Genomic DNA, 19706 nt, shown 5'->3' with positions numbered 1-19706 from the left:
TAAAAATAACTCTGTTGCAGAGTACTCTATATTGGGGTATTGTCAACTGAGTTATTTAAAACAGGGAGTAACATCATGGCAGTGTTAACGACAAGACAGCTACAGCAGGCCATGAACACCAAAGACGAACAGTTTTTTAAGCAGCTTGGCGCAAGGATCGCGCAGGCGCGCAAGGAGCAGCAGCTAACGCAGACGCAACTGGCGGAACAACTGGGGATTGCGCAGCAGACGATGGCGCATTATGAAGGCGGGAAGCTCAAGGTTTCGGCGGCGCTGTTGCCACAACTGGCGCAGATCCTGAACCTGTCGTTGGATGAACTGCTTGGATTACCCGCGCCCCGCAAGCGTGGCAAGCGTGGCCCGGCTTCACGGCTGGAACAACAGATTGAGATTATCAGCCAGTTACCGCGCACGAAGCAGAAGCTGGTTTCTGAGATTTTAGATAACGTGATTGGCAAGGCAGAAGAGCAGTAAACGATAGCGCGACTGCTACAGGGGGCAACCTGTAACAGCCGCTCACCACAACCAACTGGAAGGAGTTGACTATGGCTGAGGCACATTCTAAGTCAGGCGTCACCGTTAATAAAGCAACCAAAACAGCGCGTTACTACACGGTGGGATACGCCCCGCAAAACGGCAGGCCTAACCCGCCGTCCGCGATTAACCTTAAAGGCCGCTGGCTGGAGGAGTTGGGCTTTATGACTGGTATGCCGATAACGGTGACGGTTGAGCGGGGAAGGATAGTGATCGAGACGGAGATTAATCTCTGACGCCTTACACGATAAATAACTGATAAAATAAAGCCGGAAGGATCGTTGGGATCGCTTCCGGTTTTTTCAAACTACTTCAATAATAAAACAATCGAAGGCTCCTGCCCTTTTTCCTTACATTTTAAGCTTACATTTTCAATAGTAACTATTAATGTTTCTTTTATTTCTTCTGTTGTTAAAGAGAAATGATGCAACTCTATTAATAAATATTCCGAAGTTGCCACATGAATTTTTGTCATTTCATCTTCTGGATAACGAAGACTGAACAAACAATCTATTAGCGCATTGATATTTCTACCAAAGAAATCAGGAAATCCGAACAAGCCAGATAACTCATTATAGAAATCATCTAATGTTTTTATCTTGGCAAAGTCTATTTTGACTTTCTTTCCTATTTTCATTACTTCCACCCTCCAAGATTGATCTCTATAAAAGAATCATAATGATCATGGCTGTAATAAGCTTTCCCTGTCTTCGTGTCAACTACTATACGCCTCGCTCCATTCCCACCTATATCTGGTGTTTTAACAGTCCATTCTTTATATGGTCCACTACCAGTATTAAGACGCTGACTATTAGCATTACCGATAGAATGAGTGTTATTAAATGTCGTCCCATCATTTGAATAATGCGGTTTATTCAATTTAATTCTATCTACGGTATTTTGAAGTTCGCGCATGTCTCTTTTCGTCATACTGTGACCCCATTTATCTTTAATGGCAGCATGAGCCTGTTTTGGATTCTTAGCTGAATGAGTACATTTCAACCCTAACGGGTCGATCCAATTAATAGGATTCGGCGCATAAGCATACAGGTTCTCTCCCCCCGCTATCCCTATCGGGTCCGGCTGGGTAAACCGTCCGCAGTCCGGGTCGTAGTAACGAAACAAATTGTAGTGCAGCCCGGTTTCCCTGTCGAGATACTGGCCCTGCATGCGCAGGTTCTGGGCGGCAACCGGGTCGGGCTGCGGACTTTCGTGCAGCAGTTTGCCCCAGGCGCCGTTGCGGCCTTCCCAGCGCAGCCGCCCTTCGGCGTCCGTCAGCCGCTCCGGCGTGCCGTTGGGCTGGCAGTGGAACCAGAAGATTTCGGGGGCGGCGACGCCGTCGATGCGCGCCAGCGGCTCGTAGCTGTCCGGGTCGGCGTACACATACGTCAGCGGCAGGCCGTCCCGGATTTCCTGCAACAGCCGGAAGCCCTCCCAGATAAAACGGGTGGTGACGGTTTTCCCCTGCGGCTCCCCGTTCAGCGTCTGCCGGCGGGTCTTGCTGATGCGCCGCCCCAGCGGGTCATAGCGGAAGCTGACGTGAACCTGCGGCGCATTGTGGCGGCGGGGCAGGCTGACCACGTCGGTCAGACGGTGTTCGGTATCGTAGCGGTACTGCCAGCGGGTGTGGCCGTTGTCCTTTTCGACGGTGCGGCCGTGGACGTCATAACGCCAGCGGATGCCGTTCAACTGCGTGACGCGGTTATGGACAGGGGGAAGGGCGTCGGCAGCGTCGAGCGGATTGCCGGCGTTGTCCCAGCGCCACAGCTCGCGGCCGGGCAGGTCGCCGTCCTGGAGCAGCAGGCGTCCGGCGCGGTCGTACTGCCAGCGCGTGGCGTTGAACAGGTCGTCGTCGCGCTCCTCGCGCACCAGGTTGTTGCGGTAGTCATAGTCCCAGCGTCGGGACCAGCGGCTCGGGGCAGGGCGCTGTGCCTCGCCGGTGAAGACGTCGCGGCGGTGGAGACGGCCGAGGCGGTCGTACTCGCTGCGGCTGGTGAGCGCGCCCTGCGTACGGCTGATTTCGCGGTGCAGCGGGTCGCGGGTAAAATCGGTGACCGGCAGGCGGTCGAGGGCGATGCTGAGCAGATGGCCGCTGCCGTAGTAAAAATGCTTCAGTTTTCGGCCGTCGGGCAGTTGCACGCTGGTGCGGTTGCCGAGCGGGTCGTAGGTCCATGCCAGCGCGCCGTGCTCGCCCTGTTCGCCGACCAGCCGGCCGAGGGCGTCGTAGTCGAACGTCAGAGCCTGTTCGGCTTCGCGGCTCCAGGCGTTCTCGCCCAGCGCGGGATGGCGCGCGACGCGGGCGAGCCGCCCCGACGGGGCGTAGTGATAGCGCGTCTGTCCTTCCGGCGTGGTGCGGGCGAGCAGTTGTCCGCCGGCGCCATAGGCGAAGGCATGGGTGATGGCCTCGGGGTGGCCGGCGGCAAAGGTGCGGGACGTCATGCGGCCGCAGGCGTCGTAATCGTAACGCGTGACCGTGCCGTCCAGGCCCGTTTCCTGGCGCAGCAGCGAGTCCGCGCCCCAGCGGAACCGGTAGGCTTCGCCGTTTTCATTGTGCAGCGCGGTCAGTCTGCCGCGGGCGTCCCAGTCGCGGCGGACTTCCTCGCCCTGCGCATTGCGGGTGGCCACCAGGCGTCCGGCCTTGTCGTAGAAAAACGCGTTACGCTTGCCGTCGGCGCCCTCATGGGTCTGCGGCAGGCCGTGCGCGTTCCAGACGAGGCGCTCGCGCCAGCCTTCCGGCCGCTCCATCTGGACCGGGCGGCCGGCCGCGTCGTAGTGGTAGACGGTCTCCTCGCCGTCCGGCGTGACCTCGGCTTCCAGCCACCCCAGCGGGTGATAGCGATAACGGGTGGTGCGCCCCGAACAGTCGGTGGCGCGGATAACCTGCCCGGCGTCGTTGTATTCCTGACGGCGGAGGTTGCCGGCTGCATCCAGCTCCTCGACCACCTGGCCCTGTTCGTTGCGGCGGTACCGGGTCGACTGGCCCAGCGCATCCACCACCTGCGTCAGGCCGAGGTGCTCGTCGTAGTAAAAGCGGGTGACGGCGCCGTCCGGTTCGGTGACCGAGGCCGGAATGGCGCGGTGCGCCAGCCACTGGGTGGCGCGGACGTTGCCGTCGGCGTCAATTTCCCGCACCCGGTTGCCCTGGTCGTCATAGGCGAACGTGACGGCGTTGCCGAGCGGGTCGATACGGCGGGTGAGCTGTTCGTTGTCGTTCCACTCAAAGCGCCAGACTTCGCCGCGCTCATCGACAAACCGGGTGATAAGCCCCTGTGGGCTCCAGTAGTGCCGGCGTATCTGGTTGTCGTACTGGGTGACGGTGGTCAGCCCGGCGTCGAGGTCGTAGTCGATACGGCAGCCGTCGCCGGTGCTGGTGCGGCTTTCCACCACGCGCCAGTGGTCGAACATCCGCCAGCGGTACGCGTTCTCCAGGCCGCCCGGCAGCCGGTGCCAGACCATCAGGCCGTCATCGTTGTAGCGGTACTCGCGGGTGACGACGCCGGCGGCGTCGATGACGGCGGCCAGTTGGCCGCGGTCGTCGTAGCGGTAGGCGGCCAGCGGCCAGCGGCGGCGGCCGTCAAAATGGCTGGCCGCCGTAACGCGTGACGGAAAGCGCGCGTCGTCATAAGCCAGCGTGAGGTCGATGGCGCAGGGGGCGTCGTGAATACGCACCAGGCGGCCCTGTTCGTCCCAGCCGGTTTCCAGCGCATTGCCGTATTCATCGCTGAGCGAGGCCAGCCGCAACAGCGACGGGTTGGCCCGGGTGGGTTTGAACAGCCGCCATACCGCGCCGTCGTCATCGGCGATGGCGACGTCGCCGTTTTCGTTGCGGCGAACGATAAGGCCTTCGCTGATGCTGTAGAGCGGCTGGTCGACGGGGGGCAGGGCAAAACGCAGCTCGCGCCCCGTGTCGTCAAAGAACATGACCTCGCCGTCCTCCAGCCGCAGATAGCTGTCGAAGGCGGTGGCCCAGCCCAGGCCGAACAGGCCTTCCCGCGTGGTCAGGCTGTTATAGCTGCGCTGCCAGTACAGCGGGAAATGCCCCGGCAGGGAGAAATCGAGTTCGTGCTCGTCATTGAGCACCTTCACGCCGGTGGCGGCATGGACGGGGTGCGGGGAGGCGAAGAGCGCATTGATGGCCATATCGGCCAGCATCCCGCCGCCGGCGGCGGCCAGCGCACAGGGCATGTTCTTGAGAACTTTGCCGGGGCGGCCGCGAATGAGGGAGAGCGCAATCATCGCCACGGCCAGGCCGGGCGTTTTGCCGCTTTTGATATCGCGCACGACAAGGGGCTCGCCGCCGATAATGACATCGGGCGAGACGCTGCTCGAGACGGTGGCTTCGCAGGTGGTGCGGTCCCCGGCGCGGACGGCGGGCTGGCCGTTGATAAAGACGCTTTTGGAGCCTTCGGCCAGATATTGCGGGCCGCTGTGTTTCTGGCAGGCGACGGTGTCTTTTTCCAGCGGGGAGGTGCCGGAAGCGGCGGCGGCGACGGAGGGTTGCCACATCTCGCTGCCGAACTGGCCGGCGGCGGCCAGCAGCATGCCGCCGTAGTCGGCGAAGCTGGTCGGCGACTGGGGCTCGGGGGGCGGCGTCTCGGCGGTGCTGAGCGTGCCGGCGGCGCGGGCGGCGGGTTTGCCGTTGGTGAGGACGTCCGAGGCCCCGGAGGTAATCAGGCCGGCCGGGGAGGGGGGAACAGGGCGTTGCCGAGGTTGTCGGCCACGTTGCTGATGTCATCGGTGATGCCGGCGGCGTTGGCCAGGGCGCCGCCGATAATCCCGGTCAGCACACAGCTGGAGCCCACGGCGGCAACGCCGGCGGCCGCGGCGCCGGCCCCTGCGGCGGCGAGCAGGGGGGCGGCGGCGGTGATGGAGGCGGCGACGATGGTGCCGATAGCCGCGTAGACAACCCCTTCGGCGACAAGACTGGTGATATCGGCAAAAATACTGGAATGGATAATGGCGTCGTCCTGGCGGGCCGCGTAGTTATCACTCATGTCTTAATCATCCTGATGGTCGTTCAGCGCCAGACTGGATTTAAAGTTTTCCCAACGCACCGCATCGTCGTCGTTGAAGGGCCGCAGGGCGGAGAAGGTAAACAGCAGCAACACCGGTTTGCCCGGCACCCGATCGGGGGCGCAGGATAGATTGAAATCCAACGGTTTTTTACACGGCGAGACGAAAACACGGACGGTGTCGTTGCGGTAGCCTGCGGGGAGAGGTATCAGCCCTTTGCTGAAAATACAGACGACAGACGGTGATGAATTGATAGTCACGGCACAATATCCTTTGCAGCATTATTCCTGAAGAGACTGCTTTTTTCTGTCACATTCGCCACAGGTGCAATAGGAATAGTCTTGATTAGCCAAATAGTAGGCGGATATCGCAGGAACCGCGCCAGCGGCGCATTCGCGGGGGCCTCCACCTCATCATAATTTCTTAAGCCATGGGGTGAATGGCTTACATACTGAATTTATATTTAATATCAGCAAGTAAAATATAAAGAGATAAACACGATTTTTTACAACTTACAGGGATATTCACCGTACGGATGGGGAAAACACGGCGAAACGGCCAGCGCGCCGCTGCATCAGGAGAGCGATATCAGCCAACGAGAAAACCCGCTGGCGTTTCCGTGATAAAACGCTAAGAATAACGTTCATAAAGTCGGTTCGCGGCCATAACCGCGCCATCTGTTCATACCCTTCATCCTGAAATCCATAGGGGTATCTTTGCATTTTACATTTAGCATCAGCTTTACGTATACAGGACGTCATCATGCAGTTACTGAATCTGAAACAAGCCCGGTTTTTGAGCTTTTTCTTTATTATGGGGGGCTTGTTGCTGCTGTTGCCCCTGCGTCTGTTAGCTTGTTTTATCGCCGGTTTTCTTGTTTATGAAATCGTTAATCTGCTGACGCCTTATTTCCAAAAAGTGATTAGCGGCAAGCGCGCCCGCTGGATGGTGGTGGCGATCATCAGTACGCTGGTGGTCAGCCTGCTGAGCCTGCTTTTCGGTAGCCTGGTAGGGCTGCTGATGCAGGAAATGAAAGACACGGCGGCATTCAACACCCGGATTGCTTACATCCTCAACGACATCCAGCAGGAGCTGATGGTCTATTTGCCGGGATATCTGCCGGTCAGCGTGGAAGAGCTGCAACATGAATTTTTACAGTGGGTACAGCAGCATATTGTTATCCTGCAGAACATGGGGAAAAGTTTTCTGCACGGTTTCGTCACCATGCTGATCGGGATGGTGCTGGGCGCGATAGTCTCTCTCTATAATGTGGAAAATAACGGTGAAAAACCGATGCTGAAGGCCGAGTTACTGCGTCGGGTTGCGCTGTTGTCGGCATCGTTTCGCAACATTGTTTTTGCTCAGGTGAAAATCTCTGCGGTGAATACCGTGCTATCCGCCATTTTTATCCTCGGCGCGTTCCCCTGTTTCGGCATCCATCTGCCATTCTCTAAAACGCTGGTGGTGCTGACGTTCGTTTTCGGCTTACTGCCGGTGATTGGCAATTTGATTTCCAATTCCATCGTCTTTATCTCCGCCTTATCCATCTCCTTGCCGACAGCGATAGTCGCGCTGGTGTATCTGATGCTGATTCACAAGCTGGAGTATTTTCTGAACGCGCAGATTGTCGGCACCAGGATCAAAGCCCATGCCTGGGAAATTCTGCTGGCGATGCTGGTGTTCGAGGCGGCGTTTGGCCTGTCCGGCGTGATCGCCGCGCCGATTTATTACGCTTATCTGAAGAGTGAGCTGAAAGAGGCGGGGCTGATTTAGCCATAGAGTCCGGCAGATAATAAATGCGATTATCTGCCGATGTTTTCCCTTTCATAACAATGGATTGTGGTATTACACGATCGCCGTGTCCGCCTTAGCGCTTTTCAGCGCCGTGTTGTCCCGCCCGCTAAACGCCAGCCGTTATCGCGCCGCATTCACCTTGCTTTCCGGGAGCGTCGTCAGCGTTGAGACGCTGCGGCGAATAAATAGCGCCGGAATGATGGCGGCGAAGAAGCACATCGCAACCATGTAAAAGCCATCCTGATAGGCGAACATTTGCGCTTTGGGCGTCAGCACCTGTTCGATAAACGTCATCACGCCGGGGTTGACGCTGGCGCTGAGCGGTTCGCCGAAGGGATTCCCCAATGGGCGTAAAATCCGCTGAGCTGGCGGATGATATCGGTACTGACGGCATTATCGCGGGTCAGCGATTCCGCCAGGATCTCACCGTGGAACGTGCCGCGGCGTTCAATAAAGATCGAAAGCAGGTTCACCCCTAACGCGCCCCCAACTGGCGGATGAAGTTCAGACTGCCCGCGCCCTGCGCCAGCGTTTCCGGGGGCAGGGCGCGCAACGCGCCGGCATTCAGGGCCGGCAGCATCAGGCCGAGGCCGATACGCCCCAGTACGATCCACCAGGCCATGGTCCAGAATGGCGTGTCGGTATCGGCTGCGCTGGAGAGCCAGCAGGACAGGCCAAACAGCGCCAGCCCGATGATGATGGGGATATACGGCGTCATGCGGTCGCTGATATTGCCGGCGATTGGAAACACCAGCCCCAGCGCCAGGCCGGCGGGCATCAACAGCAGCCCGGAACGCGTTGGGGTATATCCTTGAATAGTCTGAACAAACAGGGGAATGATGTAGGTCGAGGCATAAATACCGGCGCCGAGGGCGAAAGCCACAATACAACCCGCGCTGAACGCCCGGTTAGAAAATACCCGCAGGCTCAATAAAGGGTGCGGGGTGATAAGCTCGTAGAAAATAAAGGCGATGCCGGTAAGCAGCGAACAGGTCAACAAACCAATAATCAGAAACGAATCCCATCCTTCCCGCTGGCCGTTGGATAGCCCGCTGAGCAATGTGACCAACGCGATCACCAGCAGTGTGAAGCCGATACCGTCAAACTGATGCTTCGGTGCGTCCGTTCGCTGCTGTTTGCCGGGTAAGATAAACATCGCTGCGGCGATGCCCGCCAGGCAGAAGGGCACTACCACCATAAAGACGGCGCGCCAGTCCAGTTGGTCAACCATCATGCCGCCTGCCGTCGGGCCGAGCGCGGGCGCCAGCACAATGCCGACGCCGTAAATCCCCATCGCCTTTCCGCGCTGCGAGGGCGGAAACACCTGCGAGATCACCACCATCGCCAGGGGTTGAATAATGCCGGACGCGCTGCCTTGCAGAATACGGGCGAAAATGACTTCGGCGCCGTTCTGGCTGACGGCGCCCAGCACGCTGCCAATCACAAAGATCACCAGCGATCCGACAAAGGTGTTACGGTAGCCAAAACGCTCCAGCGCCCAGGCCGTCGCCAGCATGGTGGCGGTCATGGAGGCCAGAAAAGCGGTGGAGAGCCACTGCACCTGATCTTGTCCCATGCCGAATGCCCCCATGATGTCGTGCATGGCGACATTCACAATAGTGGCGGTGGCGGTTGTGGCGATCGTGCCCAGCATAATGGTGGCCGTCGCCATCCAGCGGTACGAATCGCCAAAGCGCGCCGCCTGAGCTTCAATTGGCGACATTGATGTTCACTTCCGCCATTAAACCGGGTTTCAGACGCGTGTCCGGCCGATCGAGCGCGATACGCACCGGCACCCGCTGGGTGATTTTGGTAAAATTACCGGACGGGTTAGGACTGGGCAGCAGGGCGAACTGATTGGTCGCGGCATTGCCGACTCGCATGACATGGCCGTGAAACGCAGCGCCCGGATAGGCATCCACCGTAATGTCGACTTTTTGCCCTACTTGCACATGCTCGATAGCGGTTTCTTTGATATTGGCCTCAACCCATAGATTCCGGGGATCGTGTACCATCATGATCCACTGACCTTCCTGAATGTAATCGCCGACGTCGCCGATCGTCCGATCCACCACGCCGTCCACCGGAGATCGCAGCGCTCTATCGGCAATCTCCTGTTTCAACTGATCCACCTGAGCCTGCAAAGCGATCCGCTGCTGACGCTGCATCTCGATTTGCCGATCCAGTACCGTCAGGTTGTTGCGCTGCGCCTGGGCATTGGCGAGCGCCGCCTGTTGGGATGTCCGCTGCGCTTGCGCTTCCTGCTGTTCGCTTTGGCGTTGCAGCAAGAGCGCGTGAGATTCATCCCAGGTTTTTTTCGGGGTCAGACCGGTTTTGACCAGTTGGTCGTCCCGTTTGAAATTGTTCTGCGCCAGCGTAAGCTGATAGCCCGCGTTGGATAGCGCGGATTCGGCCGACGCAAGCTGCGCCTGCGCCTCTTCCAGCTCTGCCTTCGTGGTCAGATCCAGCGTTTGCCGCTGCGCCTGACTGTAGTTGACCTGGGCGTCCGCGGCGGCCAGGCTGCCTTCCAGCGCCGCCAGCCGCAGTTTGGCGTCCCGATCGTCGATCTGCGCCAGGATCTGATCTTTTTTGATCTCATCGCCATCGATCACCGGGCGCGCGGTTAGCCATCCGCTTTCCCGGCTGGCGAGGGAGATCACTTCGCCGACGATGCGCGCATCGCTCTCATTAATATGCGTCATGCGTTTGTGCAGCCATAAGGCGGCCCAGATCAACATAAGCATCAGGATCAATACGCCGGATAGCAGCATGATCTTGTGGCGCCGGTTCAAATGATGAAATGAACGGAAAAACCTGCTGCTCATGCATCGCTCCGTTCAATGGCGGATAAGTTGGCGATAACTTGTTCCACGGCCTGATTCACCAGTGCAACCTGCTCGTCGCTGAGGCCGTTTAATGCTTTGATTCGCACCTGGTTGGCGATGTTTTCAACGTCTTTGACCTGTTCAACGCCCTGGGCGGTGAGGTGGATCTCCTTGATGCGGCGGTCGGTTCCTTCGCGGCGCTCGATCAGCCCTTGCTTTTGCAGGTTATCCAGCAGGCGGACGACCGCAGAGGCTTCAAAGCCGATGGATTCCGCCAGTTCTTTTTGATTCATCGGAGTTGATGAACGGGAGATATACAACAGGGGAAGCCAGGTGGCCTGCGTCAGTCCGTAAGGCTGTAATTCTCTATCGATAACGCGGCGCCACAGGCGCATGGTGTGCCCCATCAGGAGCCCGAAGCGGCGGTGGGGGAGGATTCTGGTATAGACATAATAGGGACAAATAATCAGTTAAATGACATGTCATTTATTATCAATGTAACTAATGACGTGTCAACTGATATTGTTATCGAAATGATCTAATCGCGCGGATGACGCAGATCGTCTTCCTGCGCAGGGAGTGCGTCCAGTATTTTAATCGATTAGATCCTCCCCCCGGCAAGGGGGAGGAGGCTGGATGGGGGCATAATCAAGAATGGTTGGCGCTGGATTCCGGTTCGGCGCTATCCGTCTCCGGCTCGGCGCTTTCTTGCGCCGGGTTCGGGTTATCCTGGCTGTCCTGAAGCGCGTTGTCTTGCTCCGGGCTATGCTGGGCCGCATCATCTTGCTGCTGTGCCTCCGGCGTAACCGCAGGCGCATCGGCGGATTCAACCGGAGCCGCCAGAGGCGCTTCCTCTTCGCTCAGGCCGTTGATTTTGGTCGGGATGCCGGAACGCGCCTGAAGCGCTTTATCAAGCTCGCTTTGATTGGTGCTGGCATCGGCGATCACTTTACTTACGCTGGCGCTAATGGTAAGCGGCGCCGGGGCGTCGGAGTTAAATTCTTCTATGGTGCGCGACAGCGGGTGATGCACTTCCACATAGCGGGAACCGTCCGGTTCGACCGTCGCTTTTATCGGCTCGTTGATAAACTGTACGCGAGTGCCGACCGGCACGTGGTCGAACAGATATTTAATATCGTCAGCCCGCAGACGCACGCAGCCGTGGCTAACGCGCAGACCGATGCCGAAATTGGCGTTGGTGCCGTGAATGGCGTACAGGCGGCCGATATACAAAGCATAAAGCCCCATCGGGTTATCCGGTCCCGCCGGGAATACTTTCGGTAATGTTTCACCGCGGGCGGCGTATTCGGCGTGCATCGCGGCGGTCGGCGTCCAGGTCGGGCCGGCTTTCTTACGCTGCACGGAAGTAACCCAGTTAACCGGCGTATCTTTACCTAACTCGCCGATACCGATGGGCAATACCACCACGGTTTTGGTGCCTTTCGGATAGTAATACAGACGCATTTCGGCGCTGTTGATTACGATGCCTTCACGCGGCGTGTTCGGCAGAATCAACTGGTGGGGAATGACCAGCGTGCTGCCCGGCGTAGGCAGATAGGCGTCGACGCCAGGGTTGGCTTCCATCATATTGCTCAGCCCCATCTGGAACTGGGCGGCAAAGTGTTCCAACGGCAGCGTACTGTCCGACGGAATCGTAAATTCCAGATTTTCGCCTACCAGACGGCTATTGGCCGCAGGCAGAGGGTAAACAACAGCAAAGGCGGCCTGGCTGAATACAGCAGCCACAACCAGAGTTAGGATTGCGCGAATACTCATTTTCATATCTTTATCGAGTGGTAAATGCCATACCAGAAAAGATGAACCTGGTTTGTTCTGGGTCAATGGACCGGATGCGCATTATATGTTCAGAATGGCCTTAGAGGGAAATAGCTTATGTAACTAATCATTCTTTTTTTTGACGATCCGCCATGAGCGCGGATCCGCCGCTGGCGGGCAGGATAAAGGCGATCGTCCGCGCCATCGCCTTTACCTGGGATCGCCGGCGCCAGTTAAGGCGCGTCTGACGCCGGCGGCTGGCGTCGCCGTTTAAAATGACGCCCATCCTTCCTGTATCTCGCCAGTTGGTTGCTTGTCGGAACCGGCGTCGTTTTTCGCCGCCGGCAGCGCCTTGGCCGCGTTATTCCGCCAGGTTGTCGTCGCGCCGAGCTTGAAGACGCTGACCATCTGCATCAGCGAGTAGGCCTGATCCTGCATCGAGCGCGCCGCCGTGGCGGATTCTTCCACCAGCGCCGCGTTCTGCTGGGTGGTGGTGTCGATCTGCCCGATGGCGATATTGATCTGATTGACGCCATCGCTTTGTTCCCTGCTGGCCTGGGCGATTTCGCCGATAATGTTGTTGACGCTTTGTACATCCGAAACCAGCGACGTCATAGTGGTGCTGGTGTCATCCACCAGCGTCATGCCGCTTTGGATTTTCTGCGCGGCGGCGGCGATCAATTCTTTGATCTCTTTCGCCGATGTGGCGCTACGCTGCGCCAAAGAGCGCACTTCGCTGGCCACGACGGCGAAACCGCGCCCTTGTTCTCCGGCGCGCGCCGCTTCCACCGCCGCGTTCAGCGCCAGGATATTGGTTTGGAAGGCGATGCTGTCGATCACGTTGATGATGTCCGACATGCGTTGCGACGAATCGCTGATTTCCCGCATTTCCCGTGTGACGGCGGTCATCATCTCTCCGCTTTTCTCCACCGTGAGGGAGGCGCCGGCGGATAACTCCGTCGCCTGGAACGTATTGTCGGTGGTATTTTTGATGGTCGACGTAAGCTGTTCCATCGAGGCGGCGGTTTCTTCCAGCGAGCTGGCCTGTTCTTCGGTTCGGGAGGAGAGATCCTGGTTGCCCGCGGCAATCTGGGTGGCCGCGGTGGTGATGGCTTCCGCGCCGTCGCGTACCTGAGTGACGATTTGTCTGAGGTTGGCGTTCATCTTGTGCAGCGCGGCCAGCAGTTGGCCGGTTTCGTCGCGATGAAACGCTTTTGCCTGCATGGTCAGATCGCCCAGCGCCACGTTTTCCGCCACCTCTAGCGCTTCTTTCAACGGACGGGTTACGCTGCGGGTGATCAGCCAGGCGATGGCGGCGCCCAGAATAATGCTTAGCAAAATGGACGAGGCCAGAAAAATCAGCACGTTGTGGTAGCTTTGCGTGACGGAATCTCTGGCTTTGATCATCTTGCTGTTCTGGTAGTCAACAAACTCGGCGACTTTGCTTTTATAGCGCTCCTGTACATAACGGGTGACCGTCAGGTATTCATGGATAGCGCCTTCGCGATCGTTCGCCTTAATCATTTTCATAAATTTTTGGCTGGTAGTCAGGAATTCTCCCCGCACCTGGGTGATGTCCTGTATGATGCGCTGCGATTCGCTATCGTTCGCGACTTCTTGCAGGCTTTTTAATAATGGGCTTATTTTCGAGATATATCCTTGGATAGTGGTAAAACCGGCCTCCAGTTCTTCTGGCGTATTAAAAATAAACAGCTGTTCATAGACCAGTAACGCATCGTTAATCGTACTGATCAGCGCATTGCCTTCCACCGTGACGGGATAAGTATCCGAGACAATGGAATCGATCTTTTTATTAAAATCGGAAAGGTTGATTATCGCGATAGCGCCGATGGCCAACACCATAAATATGAGAAAAGAAAATCCCAATCCCAGGCGATATCCTATCCGCCAGTCTATTAATTTCATATGTATCTCCATGAATTCAAAAAATTAACTTTTTATTAAAAACCGTTTAAAATAATGAGTTGTTTTTATTGGATTCCTTTTATTTATTAAGTTGAATTCCGTTTTTTTAACTAAAAAAACAAACAGATAAGCCGATTTTATTCATGTGTTATGAATAATTTTCGCCGTAGTAAAACCAATGTCTATGCGGCTTGATGTATGACGGATACTTACCGGTTGATTATTTGTCATACGTCTTGCACGTAAATTGTGTAATGATTTATCGGAACGTTTTGGCTGGACTTTATTGCTTTTTTTATTTTTTTAATTCAACTAAAAGTATTTGAGCGTATTTAAAGAAATATTGTTATATCCGGCATTTTTCGCGGGAGAGAAAAATAGCGGAGAACGGAAGAATAAGCGGGAATATATTGTTTTATTTTACGGATTGCCGTCATTTTATTAAAAACGCTGAACGTAGCGTGAGGAATAATATTAATACTATATCCGTCGCCTGATTTTCTAATCATCCTGAAAATGCGCCCGGCGGCCGTCTTTCCATGTTCCGCGATCGTGGCCCGGCAAACGGGAGACGAAGCCGGCGTCCGGTCGCCGATAAGCGCATGCATTGCACGGCGTGTCTTTATAAGTCAAAAAATCGTGGGTATGGGTCAAGACAAAGATGCGGAGCCGACAACATAATAAATATAACAGCCTACAGAAGGCGGTAACGCATTTGCTTAAACGCTTTATTTTTACTGCGTTGCGCTGGGTACTCACTGGTTATCAAAAGGAAATTTTCGTCATGTCCACAGAAAAAATAGGCGCACGTTTAGCGCAGGATCCTATTCAGGAAATCCAGCAATTTATCTACCGGCCATTGCTGAACAATACCGATCCGGCTGATTTCCGCGACATGCTGGCGGTAAACGCCGCGCATCTGGTGATGTTGCAAGAAAATGGCCTGATGACAGATGAAAGGGCGAAGCTGCTGGCTGGCGCATTGATTAACATGGCTGAGGAAGGCGTGCAAGATCCCGCAACCATTGACTCCCGCACGGAAGATGCCTATTTCGCTTTTGAACTGCGTCTGGGGCATTTAGTCGGCGTACATGAAGCCGGTTTTCTCCACGTCGCCCGCAGCCGCAATGATATCGGCGCAACGCTGGATCGCTTACGCGCGGCCCGTTATGCGCTGACTATCATGGCCGCGCTGAACGACGTGCGCGATGTTTGTTTGGCGCAGGCGGAACGTTACGCGGATGTCGTTATGCCGGGCTATACCCATCTCCAGCCGGCTCAGCCGATTACTTTCGGTTATCTGCTCGCGGGTTACGCCGAATCGCTCGGCCGGGATTATCAGCGGCTGGCGGAATGTTATCCGCGCATCACCCAGGGGAGTCTGGGCGCGGCCGCCCTGGCGGGCAGCAGCTTTGCCATCGATCGCAACCGTACCGCGGAGCTGCTGGGTTTTGATGACGTCACCCGCAACGGGCTTGATACCGTGGCGTCTCGGGATTTCGCCACCGAACTGTTGTATGCGTCTACTCAGTTGGCGGTAACCTGGAACCGCGTCGTTCAGGATTTTCATACGTTTACCAGCGATGAATTTTCCATTATCGGCTTCCCCGACAGCGTCGCCGGCACCTCCAGTATTATGCCGCAGAAGAAAAACCCCTTTGCGCTGGAGTTCTTGCGGGCCGAATCCGCGCGCCTTCTTGGCGCATTGACGGGGGCGATGGGCGCTATTCGCTCCACGAATTTTACGGTTTCTCTGGATGCTATCCGCGAAGGGCTAACGGATGTGTGGCCGTCGCTGGTCAGAGTGGCTCAGGATCTGCAACTGTTCAAACAGGTGCTCGCCACCGTGGAGCCTCGGCCGGAACTCATGCTGCGGCGCTGTTACGGCAATTTCAGTACGGCTACGGAGCTGGCTGACGAGCTGGTCAAACATCAGGGGCTTTCATTCCGCGAGGCTCACCATGTTGTCGGCCTGGTGGTCCGCTTAGCGCTGGATGCAGGGAAAAACGCCAGTGAAATAGACGCCGCGCTGCTTAATCAGGCGACGCTGGCTATTTTGGGGCGTACGCTGGAGGTTGATGATGTTTTCGTCGCCCGTGCGTTGGATCCCGCTCAGTCGGTGTTGGGTAAGGTTTCGTTCGGCGGCGCGGCGCCGGAGCGCGTGCGCGGATCTCTCGGCATCGCTCAACGGCGGCTTGCCGACGACCGCCGGCAATTGGCCGGGCTGGAGTCGAGACGCGAACGCGCCAGAGTAGAACTTGAGTCGGCTTTACATGCGCTGGCGGCGTAAAGAGCGAACGGGGTTGGCGACGGCCCCGTTATCCGCTGCCGCCGTTTAGGTAATGTAAACGTCCACATGGTTTTTCTGCAAAGCATCGCGCAGGGAGTCGAGAGGTTGTTGGTCGGTAATCAGCTTGCCGACCTGGTGCCACGACGTATAGCGCGAAGGGTAGGTCATGCCGAATTTGGAATGATCCGCGACGATCAGCGTTTCGCTCGCCCGGTTCGCCATCGCGCCGTACACCGCGCCGAAATCAATCAGCGCGTCGCTTGGCCCTTCGGCTGAAATCCCGCTGGCGCCCAGTATGGCGTAATCCACGAAATATTGGTTGAGGAAACTTACCGCCAGCGCGCCGACCACGGAACCTTCCGTCGATTCATACTCTCCGGGAATGACGATCACCCGGATCGACGGATTGATAGATAAGACGGTCGCTACGCCGAAAGAGTGGGTGATAACGGTAACATTCTTCATATCGATAGCCATTCTGCGCGCAACATGCAGCGTCGTGGCGCCGGAGCCAATCATAAAGATCCGGCCGGTTTTTATATGATTAACGGTTTCCCTGGCGATCCGTTCTCGTTCCGCGACAAATAAACGGTGGCGTTCGGTCACCGAGGGTTCGCTGCTTTCGGCTTTGACCGCGCCGCCATAAGTGCGGTTTAGGTGGCCGCTGTTAGTCAGTTCATCAAGATCCCGACGAATGGTTTCCGTCGATACTTTATGACGCTTGGCCAGTTCAGCGATGCGCAGGCTGGAAGATTCATTTATTTCGGCCAGTATTTTTGCCTGGCGTAGCTGCTTGGCTTTCGACATAAAATGACTACTCAGAGAAAAGGGAACATGGTTGTTATCAATGGCAACCTTACCCGCCGGCTCTCCGGCGCGGGTAAGGCCGCCAACGCGCCATTGAAGCTGGTGTGATAGCCATAGCGGCGATAGAAAATACTATAAAGGCTATCGGCGTTCAATGCGCTGTAAGGCCGGGCGACGGACTACTGCTGGACGCAATCGCCAAGGACTTTTCCCAGCTTATCCAGGAAATAATCCGCATTTTGTTGGCTGAAACACAGCGGCGGCCTGATTTTCAGGCTGTTGCCGAATATCCCGGCCGCGCCAATCAATATACACTCTTCTTTCAGCGCATTAATCACATAGGTCGCGGTCGCGGTATTGGGATCGCGGCTCCCTGGGCGCACAAATTCCACCGCATTGAATAACCCCGCGCCGCGGATATCGCCGATAACCGGATATCGTTCAGACAGATCTTTTAATCCCGCCCGCAGGTAAGCGCCGCATCGATCGGCATTTTCAATCAGGCGTTCTTCTTCAATCACCTGCAATACCGCCATGCCGGTTGCCGCCGCCACCGGGTTGCCGCCGAAGGTGTTGAAATAGTCTGTTTCCCGGCAAAAGTTTTCCAGCAGTTCGGGGCGGGTGATGACCGCAGACATCGGAAAACCGTTGCCCATGGGTTTTCCCAGCGTGACGATATCCGGCTCGATATGGTGCCGGGCAAAGCACCAAAAGCCTGCGCCTGTGCGCCCGAAACCCGGTTGAACCTCATCTGCGATGAACAGCCCGCCGGCTTCATGCGTCAGATCGACCGCTTTTTGCAGAAAGCCGGCGGGTTCGGCAAAGACGCCGTCGCTGGAGAAGATGGTGTCCACCAACAGGCCGGCAAAACCGATCCCCTGTTCATTGAGATCCCGTATGGCCGCCGCCACATGGGCGGCAAACGCATCGGCCACCTGTTGGCCCGGCGCGAGATGAAAGGCATCCGGCGCGGGTATGGTGCGGACATGGGACGGCACCCGGTGGTTGCGATAGGCGGAAGGCGATACCTCCATTACCGCGGAAGTATTGCCGTGATAGGCGCCTTCGGTAACGATAAAACCGCTTTTGCCGGTATTGGTTTTGGCAATGCGCAGCGCAATATCGTTGCTTTCGCTGCCGGTACAGGTAAATACCGCGTTCGATAATCGGGGAGGAAAGGTGGCGAGCAGGGCTTCGGCGTACCGATCCAGAATCGGGTATAAATAGCGGCTGTTAGTGTTGAGCAAGGCGGCCTGCTGGCTCATCGCGCTGACTACCCGCGGGTGACAGTGGCCGACGGAAGGCACGTTGTTGTACATATCCAGATAGGCTTTCCCGGCGGCGTCGTACATCCACGCGCCGCTGGCGCGCACCATCTCTAAAGGTTGCTGGTAAAACAGAACCGAAGATTTTCCCTGCGTCTGGTGACGGTGGTTGATTAATCCGGCCAAACGGCTATCCAGCGGTTGCGTCTCATTCACTTCAAATCGGTTTAATTCAAGGATCGGTTTTGTTCCTTTCATCATATTCACTTCTTGTGTCGGCTCAGATAGTTTTCAGCAAGCGCTAATGTGCCCAGGGTGTAATCCGTCCCCATGCTTTGCGCGGTTGGTGTTTCGGCGTGGCTGGCGATCCAGGCGGTTAACTGCATACGCCGCAACATCAGAAACATCGGGATGGCCCGTTCCTCTTCCTCAGAGAAAGGCGCGACGCTGCGGTAACCGGTAAGCCAGGCATTCAGAAATGAATCGATGCGCGGGTCATGCTCCATAAAACTTACCGATGCGGCAAAGTCATAGGCGTACCAGCAAATGCCGCAGTCATCAAAATCGATGACGGTCATTTTCTCTTCGTCCACCAGCAGATTGGCCAGACGCATATCGCAGTGTATTAAGCCGAATCGCTGCGGATCCGAGCCAAAGCCGTCGATCTGTTTTTTGAGTAACGCCGAGGCGCGTTCGAGGATTTCCAGGCCTTCCGGCGTCAGTCCCTGCGCATTGCGCCAGTCCCCCCAATAGGCTCGATCACCCAGAATCGTGTCGTAATTCCAGATTTTGCGGGTGAACCCGGATGGTTTCTCCCATGCTTTGCTGTGGCTGTGTAAGCGTCCGGTAATCTTGCCCAACTCCTGATACCAACCTGCCAGATTGTCGGAGGTTTCAGGCTCTCTGCCCGGCACGAATTCGAACGCGACGACATGGCGGATGTGCTCGCCATCCTGGATCACGCCAACCAGTTCGCCATCCGCCATCGGTACGGGGGCGGCGGTAGGCACGGCGCCCGACCGGCGCAGCGCTTTTATCCACTCCAATTCCGAGCGTATTTCCGCATGCGTGGTGTAGTCGGGACGGTGAACGCGCATCACCAGGCGCTGTTGACGGTCAGGATCGGTGACCAGATAAGTCGCGTTTTCTGAAATAGTCAGCAGCTTCAGTTCAGAATTCGTACTCAATCCCCAGCGTGGCAGCGCTTTGCCGAGCAGATACTGCAATCGTTGCAGAAATTCCTCTTGATAGACCATGCTCACGGCTCTCTATGACATGACATGTTGCTGAGTACAACATTTTAATGTTTAAGTTTCAACTAAAAATGATGGTTTATGCCATAAGTACTTCATATGTGATTTTGCCGCGTCAGCGATGAAATGGCGATTGTCGTGATTTAATGATGTGTCTTATATAACTTAATGAAAAATATAATAAATATAAGATTATGATTTGTGCGTTCTCTTCTGGCTATGC

16 protein-coding genes and 2 pseudogenes are annotated in these 19706 nt (G+C 56.4%); 5 read left to right on the top strand and 13 right to left on the bottom strand.

Annotated elements, in window-relative coordinates:
• The first annotated feature begins 75 nt into the window (after nucleotides 1-75).
• Nucleotides 76-474 carry a helix-turn-helix domain-containing protein gene (locus HC231_RS19460; RefSeq protein ID WP_208228349.1) on the top strand — a complete coding sequence of 133 codons (399 nt, stop codon included), beginning with the start codon at nucleotides 76-78 and terminating at the stop codon, nucleotides 472-474.
• 71 nt (nucleotides 475-545) lie between these two features.
• Nucleotides 546-770, top strand: coding sequence for a SymE family type I addiction module toxin (locus HC231_RS19455; protein WP_208228348.1), 225 nt, complete (start codon nucleotides 546-548; stop codon nucleotides 768-770).
• A gap of 71 nt (nucleotides 771-841) precedes the next feature.
• On the opposite strand, the gene HC231_RS19450 is transcribed toward HC231_RS19455, so the two are convergent.
• The 4 genes and pseudogenes from HC231_RS19450 to HC231_RS19435 all read right to left on the bottom strand — a co-directional run bounded on the left by HC231_RS19450 (nucleotide 842) and on the right by HC231_RS19435 (nucleotide 5807).
• Nucleotides 842-1171, bottom strand: a complete 330-nt coding sequence (locus tag HC231_RS19450) for a barstar family protein (protein WP_208228347.1) — start codon at nucleotides 1169-1171, stop codon at nucleotides 842-844.
• Nucleotides 1171-1365 (bottom strand): annotated as a pseudogene (locus HC231_RS19445) (ribonuclease domain-containing protein); the annotation flags it as partial. The pseudogene HC231_RS19445 and the gene HC231_RS19450, both read right to left, overlap by 1 nt.
• 165 nt (nucleotides 1366-1530) lie before the next feature.
• A pseudogene (locus HC231_RS19440) lies at nucleotides 1531-5528 on the bottom strand (RHS repeat-associated core domain-containing protein); the annotation flags it as partial.
• Between the two features lie 3 nt (nucleotides 5529-5531).
• Nucleotides 5532-5807, bottom strand: coding sequence for a hypothetical protein (locus HC231_RS19435; RefSeq protein WP_208228346.1), 276 nt, complete (start codon nucleotides 5805-5807; stop codon nucleotides 5532-5534).
• A gap of 502 nt (nucleotides 5808-6309) precedes the next feature.
• On the opposite strand from HC231_RS19435, the gene HC231_RS19430 reads away from it, so the two are divergent.
• Nucleotides 6310-7320: an AI-2E family transporter gene (locus tag HC231_RS19430; protein WP_208228345.1), complete on the top strand. Its 1011-nt coding sequence runs from the start codon at nucleotides 6310-6312 to the stop codon at nucleotides 7318-7320.
• Nucleotides 7321-7461: 141 nt separating this feature from the next.
• Here HC231_RS19430 and HC231_RS24055 read toward each other — a convergent pair whose 3' ends face one another.
• Nucleotides 7462-7686, bottom strand: coding sequence for a hypothetical protein (locus HC231_RS24055; protein ID WP_246494574.1), 225 nt, complete (start codon nucleotides 7684-7686; stop codon nucleotides 7462-7464).
• Here HC231_RS24055 and HC231_RS24180 point away from each other — a divergent pair.
• The gene (locus HC231_RS24180) at nucleotides 7686-7820 is read left to right on the top strand and encodes a hypothetical protein (RefSeq protein WP_281397352.1); all 135 of its coding nucleotides are present in this window, start codon (nucleotides 7686-7688) and stop codon (nucleotides 7818-7820) included. The genes HC231_RS24055 and HC231_RS24180 overlap by 1 nt on opposite strands.
• On the opposite strand, the gene HC231_RS19425 is transcribed toward HC231_RS24180, so the two are convergent.
• The 5 genes from HC231_RS19425 to HC231_RS19405 all read right to left on the bottom strand — a co-directional run bounded on the left by HC231_RS19425 (nucleotide 7817) and on the right by HC231_RS19405 (nucleotide 13868).
• Entirely contained in the window at nucleotides 7817-9064 is a 1248-nt protein-coding gene (locus tag HC231_RS19425) for a DHA2 family efflux MFS transporter permease subunit (RefSeq protein ID WP_246494572.1), read from the bottom strand. The two genes, HC231_RS24180 and HC231_RS19425, sit on opposite strands and share 4 nt — an antisense overlap.
• Nucleotides 9051-10166 carry an HlyD family secretion protein gene (locus tag HC231_RS19420; RefSeq protein ID WP_208228344.1) on the bottom strand — a complete coding sequence of 372 codons (1116 nt, stop codon included), beginning with the start codon at nucleotides 10164-10166 and terminating at the stop codon, nucleotides 9051-9053. Before HC231_RS19420 ends, HC231_RS19425 begins: the two co-directional genes overlap by 14 nt.
• Entirely contained in the window at nucleotides 10163-10561 is a 399-nt protein-coding gene (locus HC231_RS19415; RefSeq protein ID WP_246494570.1) for a MarR family winged helix-turn-helix transcriptional regulator, read from the bottom strand. Before HC231_RS19415 ends, HC231_RS19420 begins: the two co-directional genes overlap by 4 nt.
• A gap of 253 nt (nucleotides 10562-10814) precedes the next feature.
• The gene (locus HC231_RS19410; RefSeq protein WP_208228342.1) at nucleotides 10815-11942 is read right to left on the bottom strand and encodes a L,D-transpeptidase family protein; all 1128 of its coding nucleotides are present in this window, start codon (nucleotides 11940-11942) and stop codon (nucleotides 10815-10817) included.
• A gap of 270 nt (nucleotides 11943-12212) precedes the next feature.
• On the bottom strand, nucleotides 12213-13868 hold the full coding sequence (locus HC231_RS19405) for a methyl-accepting chemotaxis protein (protein ID WP_208228341.1): 1656 nt from the start codon (nucleotides 13866-13868) through the stop codon (nucleotides 12213-12215).
• 784 nt (nucleotides 13869-14652) lie between these two features.
• Here HC231_RS19405 and argH point away from each other — a divergent pair.
• Nucleotides 14653-16158, top strand: coding sequence for an argininosuccinate lyase (gene argH, locus HC231_RS19400; RefSeq protein WP_208228340.1), 1506 nt, complete (start codon nucleotides 14653-14655; stop codon nucleotides 16156-16158).
• A gap of 45 nt (nucleotides 16159-16203) precedes the next feature.
• On the opposite strand, the gene HC231_RS19395 is transcribed toward argH, so the two are convergent.
• From HC231_RS19395 to HC231_RS19385, 3 genes are all read right to left on the bottom strand, one after another.
• Nucleotides 16204-16965, bottom strand: coding sequence for a DeoR/GlpR family DNA-binding transcription regulator (locus HC231_RS19395; RefSeq protein ID WP_208228339.1), 762 nt, complete (start codon nucleotides 16963-16965; stop codon nucleotides 16204-16206).
• 179 nt (nucleotides 16966-17144) lie between these two features.
• Nucleotides 17145-18488: an aspartate aminotransferase family protein gene (locus HC231_RS19390; protein ID WP_208231427.1), complete on the bottom strand. Its 1344-nt coding sequence runs from the start codon at nucleotides 18486-18488 to the stop codon at nucleotides 17145-17147.
• Between the two features lie 5 nt (nucleotides 18489-18493).
• Nucleotides 18494-19486 carry a phosphotransferase enzyme family protein gene (locus HC231_RS19385; protein WP_208228338.1) on the bottom strand — a complete coding sequence of 331 codons (993 nt, stop codon included), beginning with the start codon at nucleotides 19484-19486 and terminating at the stop codon, nucleotides 18494-18496.
• Nucleotides 19487-19706 lie beyond the last annotated feature (220 nt).

The sequence above is a fragment of the Brenneria izadpanahii genome (assembly GCF_017569925.1).
GTDB lineage: Bacteria > Pseudomonadota > Gammaproteobacteria > Enterobacterales > Enterobacteriaceae > Brenneria > Brenneria izadpanahii.
This window is presented reverse-complemented; position numbering and strand designations above follow the sequence as displayed.

Bases quoted from the DNA above. Each gene is read 5' to 3' on its own strand.
- HC231_RS19455 (WP_208228348.1), top strand. From the start codon at position 546: ATGGCTGAGGCACATTCTAAGTCAGGCGTCACCGTTAATAAAGCAACC.
- HC231_RS24180 (WP_281397352.1), top strand. From the start codon at position 7,686: ATGGGCGTAAAATCCGCTGAGCTGGCGGATGATATCGGTACTGACGGC.
- HC231_RS19410 (WP_208228342.1), bottom strand. From the start codon at position 11,942: ATGAGTATTCGCGCAATCCTAACTCTGGTTGTGGCTGCTGTATTCAGC.
- HC231_RS19390 (WP_208231427.1), bottom strand. From the start codon at position 18,488: ATGAAAGGAACAAAACCGATCCTTGAATTAAACCGATTTGAAGTGAAT.
- HC231_RS19395 (WP_208228339.1), bottom strand. From the start codon at position 16,965: ATGTCGAAAGCCAAGCAGCTACGCCAGGCAAAAATACTGGCCGAAATA.
- HC231_RS19415 (WP_246494570.1), bottom strand. From the start codon at position 10,561: ATGCGCCTGTGGCGCCGCGTTATCGATAGAGAATTACAGCCTTACGGA.
- HC231_RS19405 (WP_208228341.1), bottom strand. From the start codon at position 13,868: ATGAAATTAATAGACTGGCGGATAGGATATCGCCTGGGATTGGGATTT.
- HC231_RS19385 (WP_208228338.1), bottom strand. From the start codon at position 19,486: ATGGTCTATCAAGAGGAATTTCTGCAACGATTGCAGTATCTGCTCGGC.
- HC231_RS19420 (WP_208228344.1), bottom strand. From the start codon at position 10,166: ATGAGCAGCAGGTTTTTCCGTTCATTTCATCATTTGAACCGGCGCCAC.
- argH (WP_208228340.1), top strand. From the start codon at position 14,653: ATGTCCACAGAAAAAATAGGCGCACGTTTAGCGCAGGATCCTATTCAG.
- HC231_RS19430 (WP_208228345.1), top strand. From the start codon at position 6,310: ATGCAGTTACTGAATCTGAAACAAGCCCGGTTTTTGAGCTTTTTCTTT.
- HC231_RS19460 (WP_208228349.1), top strand. From the start codon at position 76: ATGGCAGTGTTAACGACAAGACAGCTACAGCAGGCCATGAACACCAAA.
- HC231_RS19450 (WP_208228347.1), bottom strand. From the start codon at position 1,171: ATGAAAATAGGAAAGAAAGTCAAAATAGACTTTGCCAAGATAAAAACA.
- HC231_RS19425 (WP_246494572.1), bottom strand. From the start codon at position 9,064: ATGTCGCCAATTGAAGCTCAGGCGGCGCGCTTTGGCGATTCGTACCGC.